Origin of the sequence: Streptomyces sp. SID14436 (assembly GCF_010548465.1) — a bacterium.
In the GTDB taxonomy this organism is placed as follows: domain Bacteria; phylum Actinomycetota; class Actinomycetes; order Streptomycetales; family Streptomycetaceae; genus Streptomyces.
Map to the genome: position 1 here is coordinate 1 of NZ_JAAGMD010000702.1, position 17,579 is coordinate 17,579.

The 17,579-nt window shown below is 72.2% G+C and carries 12 protein-coding genes; 3 read left to right on the forward strand and 9 right to left on the reverse strand.

The window, feature by feature from the left end; translation table 11 throughout:
- Window positions 1-85 precede the first annotated feature (85 nt).
- The 7 genes from G3I53_RS25355 to G3I53_RS25385 form a co-directional block, all read right to left on the reverse strand.
- Window positions 86-1,147 carry a helix-turn-helix transcriptional regulator gene (locus G3I53_RS25355; RefSeq protein WP_164336950.1) on the reverse strand — a complete coding sequence of 354 codons (1,062 nt, stop codon included), beginning with the start codon at window positions 1,145-1,147 and terminating at the stop codon, window positions 86-88.
- Window position 1,148: 1 nt separating this feature from the next.
- The gene (locus G3I53_RS25360; RefSeq protein WP_164336952.1) at window positions 1,149-2,072 is read right to left on the reverse strand and encodes a DUF4097 family beta strand repeat-containing protein; all 924 of its coding nucleotides are present in this window, start codon (window positions 2,070-2,072) and stop codon (window positions 1,149-1,151) included.
- Between the two features lie 414 nt (window positions 2,073-2,486).
- Window positions 2,487-2,666 (reverse strand): DUF6104 family protein, encoded by a 180-nt coding sequence (locus G3I53_RS25365; protein WP_003992906.1) that lies wholly within the window; start codon window positions 2,664-2,666, stop codon window positions 2,487-2,489.
- A gap of 101 nt (window positions 2,667-2,767) precedes the next feature.
- Window positions 2,768-6,592: a multifunctional oxoglutarate decarboxylase/oxoglutarate dehydrogenase thiamine pyrophosphate-binding subunit/dihydrolipoyllysine-residue succinyltransferase subunit gene (locus tag G3I53_RS25370; protein ID WP_164438802.1), complete on the reverse strand. Its 3,825-nt coding sequence runs from the start codon at window positions 6,590-6,592 to the stop codon at window positions 2,768-2,770.
- Between the two features lie 291 nt (window positions 6,593-6,883).
- Window positions 6,884-7,996 carry a HAMP domain-containing sensor histidine kinase gene (locus tag G3I53_RS25375; protein ID WP_164334483.1) on the reverse strand — a complete coding sequence of 371 codons (1,113 nt, stop codon included), beginning with the start codon at window positions 7,994-7,996 and terminating at the stop codon, window positions 6,884-6,886.
- Window positions 7,993-8,733 (reverse strand): response regulator transcription factor, encoded by a 741-nt coding sequence (locus tag G3I53_RS25380; protein WP_164334482.1) that lies wholly within the window; start codon window positions 8,731-8,733, stop codon window positions 7,993-7,995. Before G3I53_RS25380 ends, G3I53_RS25375 begins: the two co-directional genes overlap by 4 nt.
- A gap of 123 nt (window positions 8,734-8,856) precedes the next feature.
- Complete coding sequence (locus tag G3I53_RS25385; RefSeq protein WP_164334481.1) at window positions 8,857-9,561, reverse strand: spermidine synthase; 705 nt, start codon at window positions 9,559-9,561, stop codon at window positions 8,857-8,859.
- 123 nt (window positions 9,562-9,684) lie between these two features.
- Here G3I53_RS25385 and lon point away from each other — a divergent pair, with 123 nt between their 5' ends.
- Window positions 9,685-12,180, forward strand: a complete 2,496-nt coding sequence (gene lon / locus G3I53_RS25390) for an endopeptidase La (protein ID WP_164334480.1) — start codon at window positions 9,685-9,687, stop codon at window positions 12,178-12,180.
- Window positions 12,181-12,267: 87 nt separating this feature from the next.
- Here the strand turns inward: lon and G3I53_RS25395 are convergent, their stop codons facing one another.
- Window positions 12,268-13,131 carry a lysozyme gene (locus G3I53_RS25395; protein WP_164334479.1) on the reverse strand — a complete coding sequence of 288 codons (864 nt, stop codon included), beginning with the start codon at window positions 13,129-13,131 and terminating at the stop codon, window positions 12,268-12,270.
- A 244-nt stretch (window positions 13,132-13,375) separates the two neighbouring features.
- Between G3I53_RS25395 and G3I53_RS25400 the strand changes: the two genes are divergently transcribed.
- The gene (locus G3I53_RS25400; protein ID WP_164334478.1) at window positions 13,376-13,870 is read left to right on the forward strand and encodes a MarR family transcriptional regulator; all 495 of its coding nucleotides are present in this window, start codon (window positions 13,376-13,378) and stop codon (window positions 13,868-13,870) included.
- 29 nt (window positions 13,871-13,899) lie between these two features.
- On the opposite strand, the gene G3I53_RS25405 is transcribed toward G3I53_RS25400, so the two are convergent.
- A complete protein-coding gene (locus G3I53_RS25405) occupies window positions 13,900-14,685 on the reverse strand; it encodes a protein phosphatase 2C domain-containing protein (protein ID WP_164334477.1) in 786 nt (261 codons plus the stop codon).
- A 407-nt stretch (window positions 14,686-15,092) separates the two neighbouring features.
- Between G3I53_RS25405 and G3I53_RS25410 the strand changes: the two genes are divergently transcribed.
- The coding region (locus G3I53_RS25410) for a nitrate- and nitrite sensing domain-containing protein (protein WP_343240688.1) at window positions 15,093-17,579 on the forward strand (2,487 nt) is incomplete at its 3' end.

Sequence of the window (17,579 nt, forward strand, 5' to 3'; positions counted from 1 at the left end):
GCGGGCCGGGGCGGGCCGGGGCGGGCCGAGGCGGGCGCCCGGCCCCGGGGGCAGGGCCGCCGCCTTCCTGCCGGCTGCCGTCCCGTCAGTTATTGGGGCTGCGCAGCAGGGCCCCGATGTGGGCCGCCGCCGTCGAGAGGTGGCGGCGGGTGTCCCGGAGCTGCTCCTCGGTGATGCCGTGGTCGCGGGCCGCGTCGCGGATGTCGTCCCGGAAGCGGTCCAGCAGGCGGTCCAGGTCCCGGCCCGGGTCGCCGGTTGCGTCCGTGGCCCCTTCGTGGGCCCACGGCGGGGTGTAGGCGGCGGGGAAGTCCTCCGGGGTGTCGGAGTACGCCGGCCGCTCCGCCGCCGGAGCGTCGCTCTCCCGCCCGAATCCGAAGTCCCTGCCCAGATCCTTGCCGAGGTCCTTGCCGAGCTCGCCCATCTCCTTGGCCAGCTCGGTCAGGCCCTCGCGCAGCCCCGTCGGCCAGTCGCCCCGGGAGAAGTGGCCCTGCACCTGCTCCTGGACGCGGCGCGCGATGCGCTGCACCTCTTCCTGGGCCTGCTCCCTGGCGCGGTCCTGCGCCTCCTTCGCCTGGCGCCGGGCCCGCTGGGCCTCCTCCCGGGCGCGGCGGCTCTCGTCCTTGGCCCGGCGGGCCTGCTCCCGCCACTCCTGCTTGGCGCGGCGCATCTCCTCCTTGGCGGCGCGCCACGCCTCCCTGTCGCCCAGGCCCGGGAAGTCCGCGAACGGGGCGTCCTCCTGGCCGCCCTGGGACGCGCCCTGGCGGGCCTTGCTCGCCGCTGCCCGGACCTCGCGCCGCAGGTCGCCCGCCGCGCCCCGGACGTCCGCCTGGATCTCGGCGGCCAGTTCGGCGACCGACTCGCGGATCTCCAGCTCCAGATCGGCCAGTTCGCCGCTGCGGTCGGCCAGTTCGGCGCGGCCGGCATCGGTGATGGAGTAGACCTTGCGGCCGCCCTCGGTGGTGTGGGTGACCAGGCCCTCCGTCTCCAGCTTGGCCAGGCGCGGGTAGACGGTGCCCGCCGAGGGCGCGTACAGCCCCTGGAAGCGTTCCTCGAGGAGGCGGATCACCTCGTAGCCGTGGCGCGGTGCCTCGTCGAGCAGCTTCAGCAGGTAGAGGCGCAGGCGTCCGTGGGCGAAGACGGGGGGCATGTCAGAGCACCTTCTTCTCGGTGGGGCCGTCGGTCGGGCCGTCGCTGGGGCCGAGGTCAGGGGCGTCCCCGGCGTCCCCGCGGTCGGGAGGGGCGGCGTCCCCCGGCGTGCCCTCCTCGTCCGTGCCGGGACGCCGCAGCAGGGCGATGGACCCGGAGACGGTGGTGGCCCGCAGCTTGCCCGTGCCTGCACCGAGCCGCCCGGTGATCTTGTGGGCGCCCCACTGGCCCTGTACCCGCAGGTTCTCGAAGGCGTTGGAGATGGCGCCGCTCGCGGTGTTCGCCTCGACGTCGGCGTCCGCCGGGTCCGGGAGGCGGATCGCGATCTCGCCCGAGACGCTGGTCAGGCCGATGTCGGTGGGGCCGTGGGGATCGAGGTCCACGATCATCGAGCCGCTGACCGAGTCGGCCCGGACGGAGGGGCCCGAGCCCTCGACGACGGTGAGGTCGCCGGAGACGGAGTTGAACCGCAGGTCGCCGGTGACGGCCTGGGCCTCCAGGTTGCCGGAGACGGTGTCCGCGCGGACCGGGCCGGAGAGCGACACCAGGGTCGTGTCGCCCGTGACGCCCTTCACCGCGGCCGGGCCCCGGATGCCCGAGACGACGGCGGAGGCGCCGACCACACCCACCTCGATCCGGGTCTGCGCCGGGACCGCCAGGGAGACCACCGCGTGGCGGCGCCGGCCCTTGCGGTCCAGCAGCTTCAGGAAGCCCTTCCAGGGCAGGTCCTCGTACGCCACCGTCAGGGTGCCGCCCTGCTGGGTGACCACCAGGGGCGGTCCCTCGATCTCCGAGACCTGGAGCCGAGCGGAACCTTCCTCGGTGCCCACGACGTTCACCGTGCCGTTGACGATGCGGACGTGGAGCTCTCTCACGGGCTCGTCGAAGGTGAGTTTCGCGGGCTCCGTGACGGACCACTCGGACATGGTGGGGCCTCCTGTATACGCGCCATATCGCGTCTTACGCGATTCACGATATATCGCGCCCAGGCGATTGCCAAGACACTCTTTCCGGTGATGGCCCGATGGCTCGACCGCTCGACCGCTCGACCGCTCCGACGGGAGCGGGGGAGGGGGCGGGAGCTACGGTGCGCGCCCCACGGCATGGCTCGGGAAGTTGGGCGCGCGTGGGCGCAGAGGGCAGGGCGCAGGCACAGAGGGCAGGGTGCAGGGCGCAGCGGCGCGCGAGCGAACACCGGGCCCGGGCTCGGTCAGGGTCGGTCAGAGCACCCGCGGCCCTTCAACAGGGGCAGCGCTGGGCGGCGCAGCGTCGACCGGTGCCCGCCGCGCGATGCGCCGGCGGGCACCGTGGTGGTACCAGGCGGGCCGGGGCCCCGCCGCCTACTCGTCGTCCTCGTCGTCCAGCCGGGCCAGCCAGGTGGCCAGGCGCTCCACCGGGACCTCGAAGTCGGGGTTCAGGTCGACGAAGGTCCGCAGCTGCTCCGCGAGCCACTCGAAGGTGACTTCCTCCTCGCCGCGCCGCTTCTCCAGTTCCTCGATGCCACGGTCCGTGAAGTACATGAGGACAAGGATAGGACCGCGCAACGCGGCCGGGCCGCACCCCCCGGAAGGAGGATGCGGCCCGGCCGTGCTTGCCGTGAGCGGCCCGTGAGGGCGAGGGACTAGGCCTCGAACACCTCGCGCACCAGCTGCTCCTGCTCGGCCTGGTGGCGCTTGGCGGAGCCGACCGCGGGGGACGAGCTGTGCGGACGCGAGATGCGGCGCAGGCGCTCGTCGTGCGGCACGTCGGCGCCGACGGCCAGGTCGAGGTGGTCGATCAGGTTGAGCGCGATGAACGGCCAGGCACCCTGGTTCGCCGGCTCCTCCTGGGCCCACAGGTACTTCTCGGCGTTCGGGTACTTCTTGATCTCCGCCTGGAGCTCGGCACCCGGCAGCGGGTACAGGCGCTCGATGCGGATGATCGCGGTGTCCGTCGCGCCGCGCTTCTTCCGCTCGGCGTCGAGGTCGTAGTAGACCTTGCCGGAGCAGAAGACGACCTTCTTGACCGTGGCCGGGTCGACCGTGTCGTCGCCGATGACCGGGCGGAACTGGCCCGAGGTGAACTCCTCCGCCTTCGAGGCCGCGGCCTTCAGGCGCAGCATCGACTTCGGGGTGAAGACGACCAGCGGCTTGTGGTGCGGGTTGTGCACCTGCCACCGCAGGAGGTGGAAGTAGTTCGACGGGGACGTCGGCATGGCGACCGTCATGTTGTTCTGCGCGCAGAGCTGCAGGAACCGCTCCGGGCGGGCCGAGGAGTGGTCCGGGCCCTGGCCCTCGTAGCCGTGCGGCAGGAGCAGGACCACACCGGAGGTCTGGGCCCACTTCTGCTCGGCCGAGGAGATGAACTCGTCCACGACCGTCTGCGCGCCGTTGACGAAGTCGCCGAACTGCGCCTCCCACATCACCAGCGCGTCGGGGCGGGCGAGCGAGTAGCCGTACTCGAAGCCCATCGCCGCGTACTCGGAGAGCAGGGAGTTGTAGACGTTGAGCCGTGCCTGGTCCTCGGAGAGGTACTGCAGCGGCGTGTACTCCTCGCCGGTGCTGCGGTCGATGATGACCGCGTGGCGCTGGCCGAAGGTGCCGCGCTGGGAGTCCTGGCCCGCCAGGCGGACCGGCACGCCCTCCAGGAGCAGCGAACCGAAGGCGAGGGTCTCGCCCATGCCCCAGTCGATCGTGCCGTCCTCGACCATCGTGGCCCGGCGCTGCAGCTGCGGCAGCAGGCGCGGGTGCACGGTGATGTGCTCGGGGATGTTGACCTGGGAGGCGGCGATCCGCTTGACGACCTCCGAGGACACCGCGGTGTTCACGGAGACCGGGAACTCGGCCTGCGGGTCGGAGGCCGGCTCGGTGGCGGGCTGCGCGGTGGCCTCGCGGACCTCCGTGAAGACCTTCTCCAGCTGGCCCTGGTAGTCCTGCAGCGCCTGCTCGGCCTCTTCCAGGGTGATGTCGCCGCGACCGATGAGGGACTCGGTGTAGAGCTTGCGCACCGAGCGCTTCTTGTCGATCAGGTCGTACATCAGCGGCTGGGTGAAGGCCGGGTTGTCGGACTCGTTGTGACCGCGGCGGCGGTAGCAGATGAGGTCGATCACCACGTCCTTGTTGAACGCCTGGCGGAACTCGAAGGCGAGCCGCGCCACGCGGACGACGGCCTCGGGGTCGTCGCCGTTGACGTGGAAGATCGGGGCCTCGATCATGCGGGCCACGTCCGTCGCGTACATGGAGGAACGCGAGGACTCGGGGGCCGCGGTGAAGCCGACCTGGTTGTTGATGACGATGTGGACCGTGCCGCCGGTGCGGTAGCCGCGCAGCTGCGACATGTTCAGGGTCTCGGCCACGACGCCCTGGCCCGCGAAGGCCGCGTCGCCGTGCAGCGCCACCGGCAGGACCGTGAAGTCCGTGCCGCCCTTGTTGATGATGTCCTGCTTGGCGCGCGCGACGCCCTCCAGGACCGGGTCCACCGCCTCCAGGTGGGAGGGGTTGGCGACGAGGGAGACCTTGATCTGCTCGCCGTCCAGGCCGATGAAGGTGCCCTCGGCGCCCAGGTGGTACTTGACGTCGCCGGAGCCGTGCATCGACTTCGGGTCGAGGTTGCCCTCGAACTCGCGGAAGATCTGCGCGTACGACTTGCCGACCACGTTGGCCAGCACGTTGAGCCGGCCGCGGTGGGCCATGCCGATGACGACCTCGTCCAGCCGGGACTCGGCGGCCGAGTCCAGCACCGCGTCCAGCAGCGGGATGACGGACTCGCCGCCCTCCAGGCTGAAGCGCTTCTGGCCGACGTACTTGGTCTGCAGGAACGTCTCGAACGCCTCGGCGGCGTTCAGGCGGCGCAGGATGCGCAGCTGCTCCTCGCGCTCCGGCTTGGTGTGCGAGCGCTCGATGCGGTCCTGGATCCACTTGCGCTGCTTGGGGTCCTGGATGTGCATGAACTCGACGCCGGTGGTGCGGCAGTACGAGTCGCGCAGCACGCCGAGGATGTCGCGCAGCTTCATCAGGGTCTTGCCGGCGAAACCGCCGACCGCGAACTCGCGCTCCAGGTCCCACAGGGTGAGCCCGTGCTCGGTGATGTCGAGGTCGGGGTGCTTGCGCTGGCGGTACTCCAGCGGGTCGGTGTCGGCCATGACGTGGCCGCGGACCCGGTAGGAGTGGATCAGCTCGAAGACCCGGGCCGCCTTGGTGACGTCGTCGTCGTGCGAGGCGTCGATGTCCTTGAGCCAGCGGACCGGCTCGTAGGGGATGCGCAGCGCCTCGAAGATCTCGTCGTAGAAGTCGTTCTCGCCGAGCAGCAGGTTCGCCACGGTGCGCAGGAACTCGCCGGAGGCGGCGCCCTGGATCACCCGGTGGTCGTAGGTCGACGTGAGCGTCATGACCTTCGAGATGCCGAGCTTGTTGAGGGTGTCCTGGCTGGTGCCCTGGAACTCCGCCGGGTAGTCCATCGAGCCGACGCCCAGGATCACCGACTGGCCGGGCATCAGCCGCGGCACGGAGTGGACGGTGCCGAGGCCGCCGGGGTTGGTCAGCGAGACCGTGACGCCGGTGAAGTCGTCCATCGTGAGCTTGTTGTCACGGGCACGGCGGACGATGTCCTCGTAGGCCTGCCAGAACTCGAAGAAGTTCATGGTCTCGGCCTTCTTGATCGCCGCGACGACGAGCTGGCGGTCGCCGTTGGGCTTCACCAGGTCGATGGCGAGACCGAGGTTGATGTGCTCCGGCTTCACCAGGGTCGGCTTGCCGTCCACCCGCGCGAACGAGTAGTTCATCGACGGCATGGCCTTGATCGCCTGGACCATGGCGTAGCCGATGAGGTGCGTGAAGGAGATCTTCCCGCCCCGGGCGCGCTTGAGGTGGTTGTTGATGACGATGCGGTTGTCGAACAGCAGCTTCACCGGCAGCGCGCGCACGGACGTGGCCGTGGGCAGCTCCAGCGAGGCGTCCATGTTCTTGGCCACGGCGGCGGACGGGCCGCGCAGGGTGACCTGCTCGGGGCCCTCCTTCTTCGCCTCGGCGTCCTTGCCGTCCTTGGTCTTGCCGGCGGCGGCCGCCGGCTTGGCCGGGGCGGGCGCGGGCTTCGCGGCGGGAGCGGCGGCCTTCGCCGGGGCGGCGGCCTGGGCCGGGGCCTTGGCGGGGGCCGGCTGGGCCGGGGCGGCGGCGGGCTTCGCGGCGGGGGCCTGCGCGGCGGGGCGGGCCGGGGTGGCCGTCCCGGACGCGTTCGTGCCCGTGGTCGGCGCGGCCGTGGAGCTCACCGGGGCCGAGGTCGCGGGCGCGCCCGGCTTGTAGTCCGCGAAGAAGTCCCACCAGGCTCGGTCCACCGAGTTCGGGTCCTGGAGGTACTGCTGATAGATCTCGTCGACGAGCCACTCGTTGGCACCGAAGGCCGCCGCAGGGTTCTTCCCCGCTTGGTCGGTGTCGGTCGAGAGGTTCGAGTTACTGGGGGACTGTGGCGACACGGCGTCAACCGCCCTCTTCCGCTTCACAAGATGATGGACAGCGGGAATCAAGGCTACGCCCCTGAACGCGAGAAGGTCAGGTCGGGCCCGGGCAACGTCATGGAAGTCACATCTTGAAGCGTGTTTCGCCATGGGAAATGGCGGGAAACAAGCGTGGTTCCTCTTCATCGCCCCTGGTCGGGGACAGGTCGACCCCGGCCCGGCGCGCACCTCGCGCGGGCTTCTGCCTGCTCACACGTGTCCGTCAGCGCGAACACGGGCGGATCTTGAGACTCTGATTCGAACCCTACGTCAACCTTGTACGGCGGGGGCTCCTGGAAGAGTGACAAGAATCCGGCAACCCCGCTCGGATTCGGCCACACCGATGCGGCCACCGTGGAGATCGACCGCCCAGCGGGCGATCGCCAGGCCCAGACCGGTGCCGCCGTCGCTGCCCGGACCGTGCGGCCGGTTGACGCTGCCGCGGTTGAACCGCTCGAAGACGCGGTGCCATTCGGTGCGCGGAATGCCGGGCCCCTCGTCCAGTACCTCGAGCTCCAGGGACTCGGCGCCCCGGCCGCGCCGCGCCTTGACCGTCACCCGGCCGTGCGGCGGGCTGTGCTTGACCGCGTTGTCGATCAGGTTGGCGACCACCTGGTGGATGCGCTCCGGGTCGGCGTGCGCGGTCAGCTCCGGCGGGGACACGTCGAGGTGCAGGTGGACGTCCGTCCGCGTGTGACTGCCGGAACCGGTGGCCATGCCCGCCCGCGCGGAGGCGACCATGTTGGCCTCCTTCAGCACGCCCGACAGGTACGGCCACACCTCGAAGCGGCGTTTGCGCAGCGGGACGACGCCGTTGTCCAGCCGGGACAGGTCGAGCAGCGTCTCCACCAGCCGGCCCAGACGCTCGGTCTGCTTCAGCGCGGTGCGCATGGTCTCGGGGTCGGCCTCGGTGAGGCCGTCGACGATGTTCTCCAGCACCGCGCGCAGTCCCGCGATGGGGGTGCGCAGCTCGTGCGAGACGTTGGCCACCAGCTCCTTGCGCTGGAGGTCCTGGGCCTCCAGCTCGTCGGCCATGGCGTTGATCGTCTGGGCCAGGTCGCCCAGCTCGTCCCGGCGGTTCTCCCGTACCCGGCGGGTGTAGTCGCCGTGCGAGATGGACCGGGCCACCGCGTTCATGTCGTCCAGCGGCGCGGTGAGCGAATGGGCCACGAACTGCGTGATGAGCAGGGTGGCGATCATCGAGAAGACGGTGATGAAGCGCAGCTCCGTCTTGGTGTGCACCGCGATCACCGACAGACCGGTGGTGATCAGTACGGAGACGACGACCAGCGCGCCCAGCTTCGTCTTGATCGAGAACGGGCGTACACCGCCCCAGGGCTCGGGGTCCCCGGGACCTCTGCGTCCGGCCGGCCCGCCGCTCATGGCGTCGGCGTCTCCAGGGCGTACCCGACGCCGTGCACGGTACGGATGCGCTCGGCGCCGATCTTGCGGCGCAGCGCCTTGATGTGGCTGTCCACGGTCCGGGTGCCGGAGGCGTCCGCCCAGTCCCAGACCTCCGCGAGCAGCTGCTCGCGGGAGAGCACCGCGCGCGGGGTGTTCGCCAGGCACACCAGGAGGTCGAACTCGGTGGGGGTGAGGTGGACGTCCTCGCTGCGCACCCGCACCCTGCGCTGGGCGTGGTCGATCTCCAGCTCGCCCAGCCGCAGGATGCCGCTGCGCGGGGTGGTGGCCGCCAGGGCCGCCCGCTCCATGCGGCGCAGCAGGACGTGCACCCGGGCCGCCAGCTCCCGCATGGAGAACGGCTTGGTCATGTAGTCGTCGGCGCCGACGCCGAGCCCGACCAGCATGTCCGTCTCGTCGTCCCGCGCGGTGAGCATCAGCACCGGCACCGGCCGCTGGGCCTGCACGCGGCGGCAGACCTCCAGGCCGTCGAAGCCCGGCAGCATGATGTCGAGGATCAGCAGGTCGGGCTGCCACGCCTCGGCCGTGTCCACGGCGGACGGGCCGTCGCCCGCCGTCTGCACCAGAAATCCCTCGGCGCGCAGGCGGGTCGCGATGGCGTCCACGATCGTCGCGTCGTCCTCGACCACCAGAACCCGGCGCTGCGCGCCGGGGGCCGTCGTCGCCGTGCCGTTGTGGGAGGTGTGTGTCTGCTCCATCGCCCGCCCCTGAAGTGTGCTTTTCCGGAATCCGTGGGGTGATCCGTGCTTTGCCCATGAGTGCGATCGACGCGGAAAGATCCGCGTCAGGGCAGCAGCGTACGGGGAGTCACGGCGCCTTTGCTATCCAGGGCGGACGGCGAGGTGCACGACGTCGGGAACGCCCCGGGCAACGGGGAGCTCTTCGGTACGCACCTGCCGGAATCCGGCATTCCGCAAGGTTCCCTCGAATTCCGGAGACGGCTTGGCCGACCACACCGCCAGCACCCCGTCCGGCCTCAACACCCGTGCGCATGCCGCCAGTCCGGCGGGCGTGTAGAGACCCTCGTTGTCCTCGGTGACCGTCCAGTCGGGGCCGTTGTCGATGTCGAGGCAGAGCGCGTCGAACGTGTCCGAAGTCTCATTGACGTACGCCACCAGGTCCGTCTCGACGATCTCCGTGCGCGGGTCGGCGAGGGCCTGGGCGGACAGCGGGGCCAGCGGGCCGTCGCGGTGCCAGTCGATGATGGCCGGTTCGCGCTCCACCACCGTGATCCCTCCCCACCGTTCCTGGGTGGCGGCGTGGGTGAGCGAGAAGCCCACCCCCAGCCCGCCGATCAGGACGCGCGGCCCCGGGCGCGGGTCCCGGCCTCCTGAGGCGTCGGCCGCGTCCAGCGCCTCCAGCGCGGCGTCGACGAGGAGCCGCTCCGAGCGCCCGTCGGAGGTGTCCATCAGGAAGCAGCCGTTCGCGATGATCTGGAGCAGGTTCCCGTGGCGGCGCAGCGCGACCTCGCCGTACGGGCCCTCACGGCGGTCCAGGACTTCGGGGATGACGTACGGGGTGGACATGCGTTCATCTTGGCAGGAGCCCCCGTCACGGTGATCGCTCACAGCGAACGGGCGCCCGGGAACATTCGGCTGAGCCCCTGCATTGAGTCGGTAGAACTCAACTTGACTGCCGAAGGGGAGATCATGGCTACTGAGTCCACACCGCTCGCCCTGCCCGTGCTGCCGCTCGACGACGAGGTCGTGCTGCCCGGGATGGTGGTCCCGCTGGACCTGAGCGACACCGAAGTGCGCGCCGCGGTCGAGGCCGCCCAGGCCGCCGCCCGGTCCGCGCCCGGCAAGCCCCGGGTCCTGCTGGTTCCGCGCGTCGACGGCACCTACGCCGGCACCGGCGTGCTGGGCACGGTCGAGCAGGTCGGCCGGCTGGCCGACGGCGACCCGGGAGCCCTGATCCGGGGCCGGGACCGGGTGCGCATCGGCGCCGGCACCACCGGCCCGGGCGCCGCCCTGTGGGTGGAGGGGACGCGGATCGAGGAGAGCGTGCCCGACCCTTCCCCAGCCTCCGGCCGGGGATACCCCCAGCCCGGTCAGGTGACCGAGTTGGTCAAGGAGTACAAGGCACTCGCCACCGCCTGGCTGCGCAAGCGCGGCGCCTGGCAGGTCGTGGACCGGGTCCAGGCCATCGACGACGTCTCCGCGCTCGCCGACAACTCCGGATACTCCCCGTTCCTGTCCACCGAGCAGAAGATGGCCCTGCTGGAGACCGCCGACCCGGTGGCCCGGCTGAAGCTGGCCACCCAGCAGCTGCGCGACCACCTCGCGGAGCAGGACGTCGCCGAGTCCATCGCCAAGGACGTCCAGGAGGGCGTCGACAAGCAGCAGCGGGAGTTCCTGCTGCGGCGCCAGCTGGAAGCGGTCCGCAAGGAACTGCGCGAGCTGAACGGCGAGCAGGAGGGCGAGGAGTCCGACGACTACCGCGCCCGCGTCGAGGCCGCCGACCTGCCGGAGAAGATCCGGGAGGCCGCCCTCAAGGAGGTCGACAAGCTGGAGCGCGCCTCCGACCAGTCGCCCGAGGGCTCCTGGATCCGCACCTGGCTCGACACCGTCCTCGAGATGCCGTGGAACGAGCACACCGAGGACGCCTACGACATCCGCGGCGCCCAGGCCGTGCTCGACGCCGAGCACGCGGGCCTGCAGGACGTCAAGGAGCGCATCACCGAGTACCTGGCGGTCCGCAAGCGGCGCGCCGAGCGCGGTCTCGGCGTGGTCGGCGGGCGCCGAGACCAGGGGGCGGCGCGAAGCGCCTCGGTTGAGGGTGGCGGCGGGCGACGGGGGGGCGGCGCCGTGCTCGCGTTGGTCGGCCCGCCCGGTGTCGGCAAGACCAGCCTCGGCGAGTCCGTCGCCCACGCCATGGGCCGTAAGTTCGTCCGGGTCGCCCTCGGCGGTGTCCGCGACGAGGCCGAGATCCGCGGCCACCGGCGCACCTACGTCGGCGCCCTGCCCGGCCGCATCGTGCGGGCCATCAAGGAGGCCGGGTCGATGAACCCGGTCGTCCTGCTCGACGAGATCGACAAGGTGGGCTCCGACTTCCGCGGCGACCCCTCGGCCGCCCTGCTGGAGGTGCTCGACCCGGCCCAGAACCACACCTTCCGGGACCACTACCTGGAGGTCGAACTGGACCTGTCCGACGTCGTCTTCCTCGCCACCGCCAACGTCCTGGAGGCCATCCCGGAGGCCCTGGCGGACCGCATGGAGATCGTCCGGCTGGACGGCTACACCGAGGACGAGAAGGTCGTCATCGCCCGCGACCACCTGCTCCCGCGTCAGCTGGAGCGCGCCGGACTGGCCCCCGACGAGGTGACGCTGGAGGAGGGCGCGCTGCGCAAGCTGGCCGGCGAGTACACCCGCGAGGCGGGCGTGCGGAACCTGGAGCGGTCCGTCGCCCGGCTGCTGCGCAAGGTCGCCGCCCAGCACGAACTGGGCGAGCGCGAGCTGCCCTTCACGGTGACCGAGGACGACCTGCGCGGTCTGATCGGACGTCCGCACCACGTGCCCGAGTCCGCCCAGGACCCGGCCGAGCGGCGCACCTCCGTGCCGGGCGTGGCGACCGGGCTCGCGGTGACCGGCGCGGGCGGCGACGTGCTCTATGTGGAGGCGTCCCTGGCCGACCCCGAGACGGGCGCCGCCGGGCTGACCCTGACCGGTCAGCTGGGTGACGTGATGAAGGAGTCCGCGCAGATCGCCCTGAGCTTCCTGCGCAGCCACGGCGCCGAGCTGGAGCTGCCGGTGGGCGACCTGAAGGACCGGGGAGCGCACATCCACTTCCCGGCGGGCGCGGTGCCCAAGGACGGCCCCAGCGCGGGCGTCACGATGACCACCGCGCTGGCCTCGCTGCTCTCCGGCCGCCTGGTCCGCACCGACGTGGCGATGACCGGCGAGGTCTCGCTGACCGGGCGGGTGCTGCCGATCGGCGGGGTGAAGCAGAAGCTGCTCGCGGCGCACCGGGCGGGGATCACCACGGTGATCATCCCCAAGCGCAACGAGCCCGACCTGGACGACGTGCCCGAGGAGGTGCTGGACAAGCTGGACGTCCACGCCGTCACGGACGTCCGCCAGGTCCTCGAGCTGGCGCTGGCGCCGGCCGCCCGCGGCGCCGCGCCGGAGGTTCCGGTCGCCGTGTGACGGCGGTGGCCGGACGCGGGAGGCCCGGGCTCCGTGAGGGAGGCCCGGGCCTCTCCGTGCGCCCGGACCTCCCCGGGCGGGCGCGGCTCAGCCCAGGGCGAGGGCGCGGACCCGGTCGACGGTGCCGTTGAAGCGGTTGTGGTCGCCGACGGTCGGGCCGGTCGAGGTGTACTGCCACATCGTGTAGGCGCCCCAGCCGGCGGGCAGTTCGCCCACGGCGGAGGCGTACCGGGCGATCCACAGCGGGGTCGTGGCGGCGAAGCCCGCGTAGTTGCCGGTGCACTGCTTCCACCAGCTCGTCGCCGTGTAGATCACGGCGTGGCGTCCGGTGCGCGCCCGGTAGCGGTCCAGGAAGTCGCTGATCCAGCTCACCATCCCGCTGGGCGACTTGCCGTAGCAGGCGTCGCCGTACGGGTTCCACTCGATGTCGAGCGCGCCCGGCAGGGTCCGGCCGTCGGGACTCCAGCCGCCGCCGTTGTCGACGAAGTAGTCCGCCTGGGCGGCGCCGCTCGCGGTGTCGGGGGTCGCGAAGTGGTAGGTGCCGCGGATCATGCCCACGTCGTAGGAGCCGTTGTACTGCTGCCCGAAGTAGGGGTTGCGGTAGTACGTGCCCTCGGTGGCCTTGACGAAGGCCCATTTCACTCCGCTGTTCCACAGCGTCTGCCAGGCGACGTTGCCCTGGTGGCTGGAGACGTCCACGCCCTCCGTCTGGGTGACGCGGTCGGCGGGCGGGGTGCCGTCGCGGCCGTCGTGGGCGAGGACGCCCATGCCCATGTGGGCGGATCCGCGCGGGGGAGAGACGGGGCCGGGTTCGTCGGCCAGGGCCGTGTGGGGGAGGGAGAGGAGCGCGAGCAGGGTCGCCGCCGCGACGGTCGTGCGGGAGGCGCGGGATATGCGGGGGGAGCCGGACGCGCCGGCGGCGCGCGGTGCGCGGGTTCTGCGGAGGGGCATGGACGTGTCTCCGTAGGTCGGTGGGCCGGTGTGGGGTCGGCCGAATCCGGAATGTGACCCACATCGCATGTTGTGGGCATGCCACCCAGGTGCCTGATAGAGAAGCTGCGCAGGAGGAACGTGGGGGTGGACGAAACGTCCGGAAGCTGCCGTTGGTCTACGCCTGCGAAATACTGGCCAAGCCGCGACGACGTCGCCACTTGGCGCGACACTCACCACCCGAAAGACCTAGGCAGGGGCTGACGTGCACGAAGACGGAAACGGCGGTGGCGACCGGGCCGCCGCCCCGGCATCCGGAAGCCATCTGGACCAGCCCGCATTCCTCGCCCTGGAGCGGGAGTTGACGGTGCTGCTGCGACGCGCCCGGGCCAACCAGGGGGAGATGGCCCGCGAGGTGCACCCGGACCTGGAGTCCTCCGCCTACGGGCTGCTCGTCCGTCTGGATGAATGCGGCAAGCAGCGGGCCACCGAACTCGCCGCCTACATCGGCGTCGGCAAGGCCACGATGTCCCGGCAGCTCCACGCGCTCGAGGACCTCGGCCTCGTCGCCCGCGAACCCGACCCCGCCGACGGCCGGGCCTGGCTGGTCGCCCTGACCGAGGAGGGCCGCGACCGGGTCGGCCGGGTCCGCGAGGCCCGCCGCGCCCGCTACGCCGGCCGCCTCGCCCACTGGGACCCGGCCGAGGTCACGGAACTCGCCCGGCTGCTCGGCCGGCTCAACCAGGGAATGGAGAAGTAACCCGGCCGACCCCGCTCGGGGGCCCGGCCTCACAGCTCCACGAACACCACGGTCGCGTCGTCGTGGGTCTTGCTCCGCCCCAGCAGGACCCGCTCCGTGTCCGCCCGTTCACGCGCCCGCACCCGGTCCACCAGGGCCTGCGCGCCCTCCTTGCGGATCAGCGCCAGGCAGTCCGTCCAGTCCCCCTCGCCGAACCGTTCCACCCAGCGGGTGGCCCCGTCCGTCAGCGCGGCCAGGGCGCGCACCTCCTCGCGCGGCAGGGACCCGGTCACCGCCCGGGCGGACACCGACGGATCGGCCGCCGCCGTGAAGAAGCCGCCCTCCCGGTTGCGCACCGTGGCGTCCACCAGCGCGTCCGTCGCCAGCGCCGAGCGGGGGAGCAGGGCCAGCCGGTCGTCCAGCACGGCCGTGACCGCGCCGCCGGCCGACTCCACCAGCAGCGCCGAGTCGGAGAGCACCAGGAACTCCACCTCGCCCGGCGACCAGCGGGCCAGCACCACGGTTGCCTGCGGGGTGCGGGGGTGAGAAAGGTCACAGCTGTCCGCGTGGGCCGCGGCCGTCCGGGAGATCGCCCGCGCCAGCAGATCGGTCAGGGGTACCTCGGGCAGCGAAACGGTCAGTTCGGACAGGGCCCCGCCGAGGCGCGAGGTGAACCAGGGGACGGAATGGAGACAGCCCGTGCCGTCCCGCGGCGGGGTGACCCCGTCCAGCACCACGAGGGCACCGCCCTCCCCGGAGGCGGGCAGGCCGACACTCGCGAAGTCCTCGTTGGGGCGGCCCGCGTCCCCCGGCTCCGAAACCAGCTCAGTACGCATCCGGCCAGTCTGCACGAGCCCTTCACAACAGCCGCGAAAGGGCGCCGATCCACCCCGGATCCCCACGCCGACGCAGGTCAGCTGCCTGGTTTGGGACGTAATGCAGCGCTGTGGAAACGCGTGGCGGCGAATATTGCCACCGCCCGCCGCAGACGTCCAACCGGCGTGCCCACAGCGGCCCCTGCGCACGGCCGCGGAACTTGCCCACCAACTCCCGTCCGATGTTCACTCCTTCGAGTGGCGGGTCAGGTGATGCTCTTTCCCTGCCCATTCCCGCTGGGAGGGTCGGGGCGTTGGGGGCGCCTTGCCGCCCGGGTGGAGTGGACGGCTCGGGGGAGGCGCGGACACGCCCGTTGACGGAGCGTCACCCGGACCCACGGGTACACGAGTCAGGAATGCGAGCACCGGTGCAGAAGACGCGGCCTCGTCGCCCAGGCAAGCAGCCGACCCCCACGGGGGACGCCGAGCAGACGCCCACCGTCGGCAGGGGCCGCCCCACCCACGTACGCAACCGGCTCATCGTGGCCGTCGCCGTGGTGGCCGCGGCGATCGCCGGAGCCGGGGCCCCGGGCGTGCTCGCGGCCTCCGCCGAGCTCAGCGACTCCCAGGACCTGGTGACCCTCGCCGAGCAGACGCAGGACGCCCTCAGCCTCGCCCACTCCCTGGCGGACGAACGCGACGAGGTCACCTCCTACATCGCGGCCGGCCGCCCCCGGTCCAAGGCGCCCTCCGAGCAGCACAGCGCCCGCGTCGACCGGCAGGTCGAGGAGATGCGCGCCGACTCGGACACCTCCGAGACGCTGCGCAAGGACCTCGACGCGGTCTCGACCCTGCGCAGAGCGGCGCTCACCGGCAAGAGCACCGCTCTCGAAGCGCACGAGGCGTACTCCGCCGCGATCACCGAACTGCACCGGCTCGCCGAGCGGCTGGCCGACCGGACCCCGCCGCGCGCCGGCTCCGGCGCGCACTCCCTCGCCGAACTCGACACCGCCGTCCAGCAGGCCGCCGCCACCCGCGGACTGCTGCTCGCCGCCTTCAGCGTGCCGAGCACCGAACAGACCGTCTTCGACCCCCTGACCGGAGCGGCGACCACCACCGCCGTCTCGTCGGAGGCCGACGCCAAGCGGCGCGACGAGCTCACCGCCGCCGCCGTCGAGGCCCGCCTGCGCTCCGACGCCGCCCTCGCCGGATTCCGCGAGACCGCCCCCAAGGAGGCCCGCTCCTCCTACGACTCCACCGTCTCCGGCCACGAGGTCAACTCCGCCGAGAAGTACCTCGCGAAGCTCACCGACGCCCCCACCCTCTCCGACAGCGACCTCGCCACCAGCACCAAGAAGCTCCAGGCCGCGCTCACCGCCCGCGTCGAGACCATGCGGGGCGTCGAGTCGTCCCTCTACGAGAAGCGCAGCAAGGAACTCGCCCAGCTGCGCGACGACGACGTCACCGCCCTGGAGATCCGGATCGCCCTCCTCGGCGCCCTGATGCTGGTCGCCGTCGCCATCGCCACCGCGATGGCCCGCACGCTGACCCGCCCGCTGTCCGTGCTGCGCCGCGGCAGCGCACGGCTCGCCGGGGCCGAGGACCCGGTCGCCGAGGACCCGATCACCTTCACCGGCCGCAACGACGAGTTCGCCCAGGTCGTCCGCTCCGTCAACGCCCTGCACGCGCACGCCGCCGGACTCGCCGAACGGGTCGCCACCCTGGAGGCCGACCGCAAGCACCTGGTCGGCCAGCGGCAGAAGATGGCCGACGCCCGCGAGGAACTGCGCGCCGAACTCGCCGAGTCGGCCGCCCACCTGGAGCGCCTGCGCACCAGCATCGGCGGCACCTTCGTCAACCTCGCCCTGCGCACCCTCGGCCTGGTCGAACGCCAGCTGGGCGTCATCGAGGGCCTGGAGGAGCGCGAGGACGACCCGGACCGGCTCGCCACCCTGTTCAAGCTGGACCACTTCGCCACCGTCATGCGCCGGCACAGCGAGAACCTCCTCGTCCTCGCCGGCACCGAACACGTCCAGCACACCGCCGGGCCGGTGCCGCTCGTCGACGTTGTCCGGGCCGCGGTCAGCGAGATCGAACGCTACGAACGCGTCCGCATCGCCGCGCTGCCCCCGCACGCCCACATCGCCGGCTTCGCCGCCGACGACCTCTCCCACCTGCTCGCCGAACTCATGGAGAACGCGACCTCGTTCTCCCCGCCCGACCTGCCCGTCGAGGTCTCCGGCTGGCTGCTGGAGAACGGCGAGGTCATGCTCTCCGTCCAGGACGAGGGCATCGGCATGGCCGCCGACCGGCTGGAGCGGCTCAACGAGCGCCTGTCCGCGTTCGACCCCGAGGCCCCCTACGAGCAGGAGGGCGAGGACGGCCTCGGCCTCGGCCTGTACGTCGTGGCCCGCCTCGCCCAGCGGCACGGGCTGCGGGTGAAGCTGCGGGAGCAGAAGCAGGGCGGGATCGCCGCCGTCGTCGTCGTGCCCCAGCCGCTGCTCGCCGACCCTTCCCCGACCGCCGTGCCCGCCTCCGGCCCCGTCGCCGGCGGTGCGCAGAGCTACGCCCTGGCGGGCGCCGACGCCGAGGCCAACTCCAACGTCCTGCACGGCCGCACGGAGAGCGACGACCCGCTCGTCGACCTCGCGGAGCAGGCCGTACGCCGGCAGCAGTCGGTTGCGGAGGAGCCGGGGGCCGAGGGGCCGGGGGCGCAGGGCGTGGATGCGCCGGACGCCGAGGGGCCGGTGGCGCAGGGCGCGGACGAGCGTGACGCCGAGGAAGCGGTGGCGCAGGACGCCGAAGCGCGGAACGCCGAGGAGTCGGTGGCGCAGGGCACGGACGAGCACGACGCCGACGTGCGTGGCGCGGACGCGTCCGGGTCCGCGGCCGTCGGTGCGGGCCGTGCCGCCGAC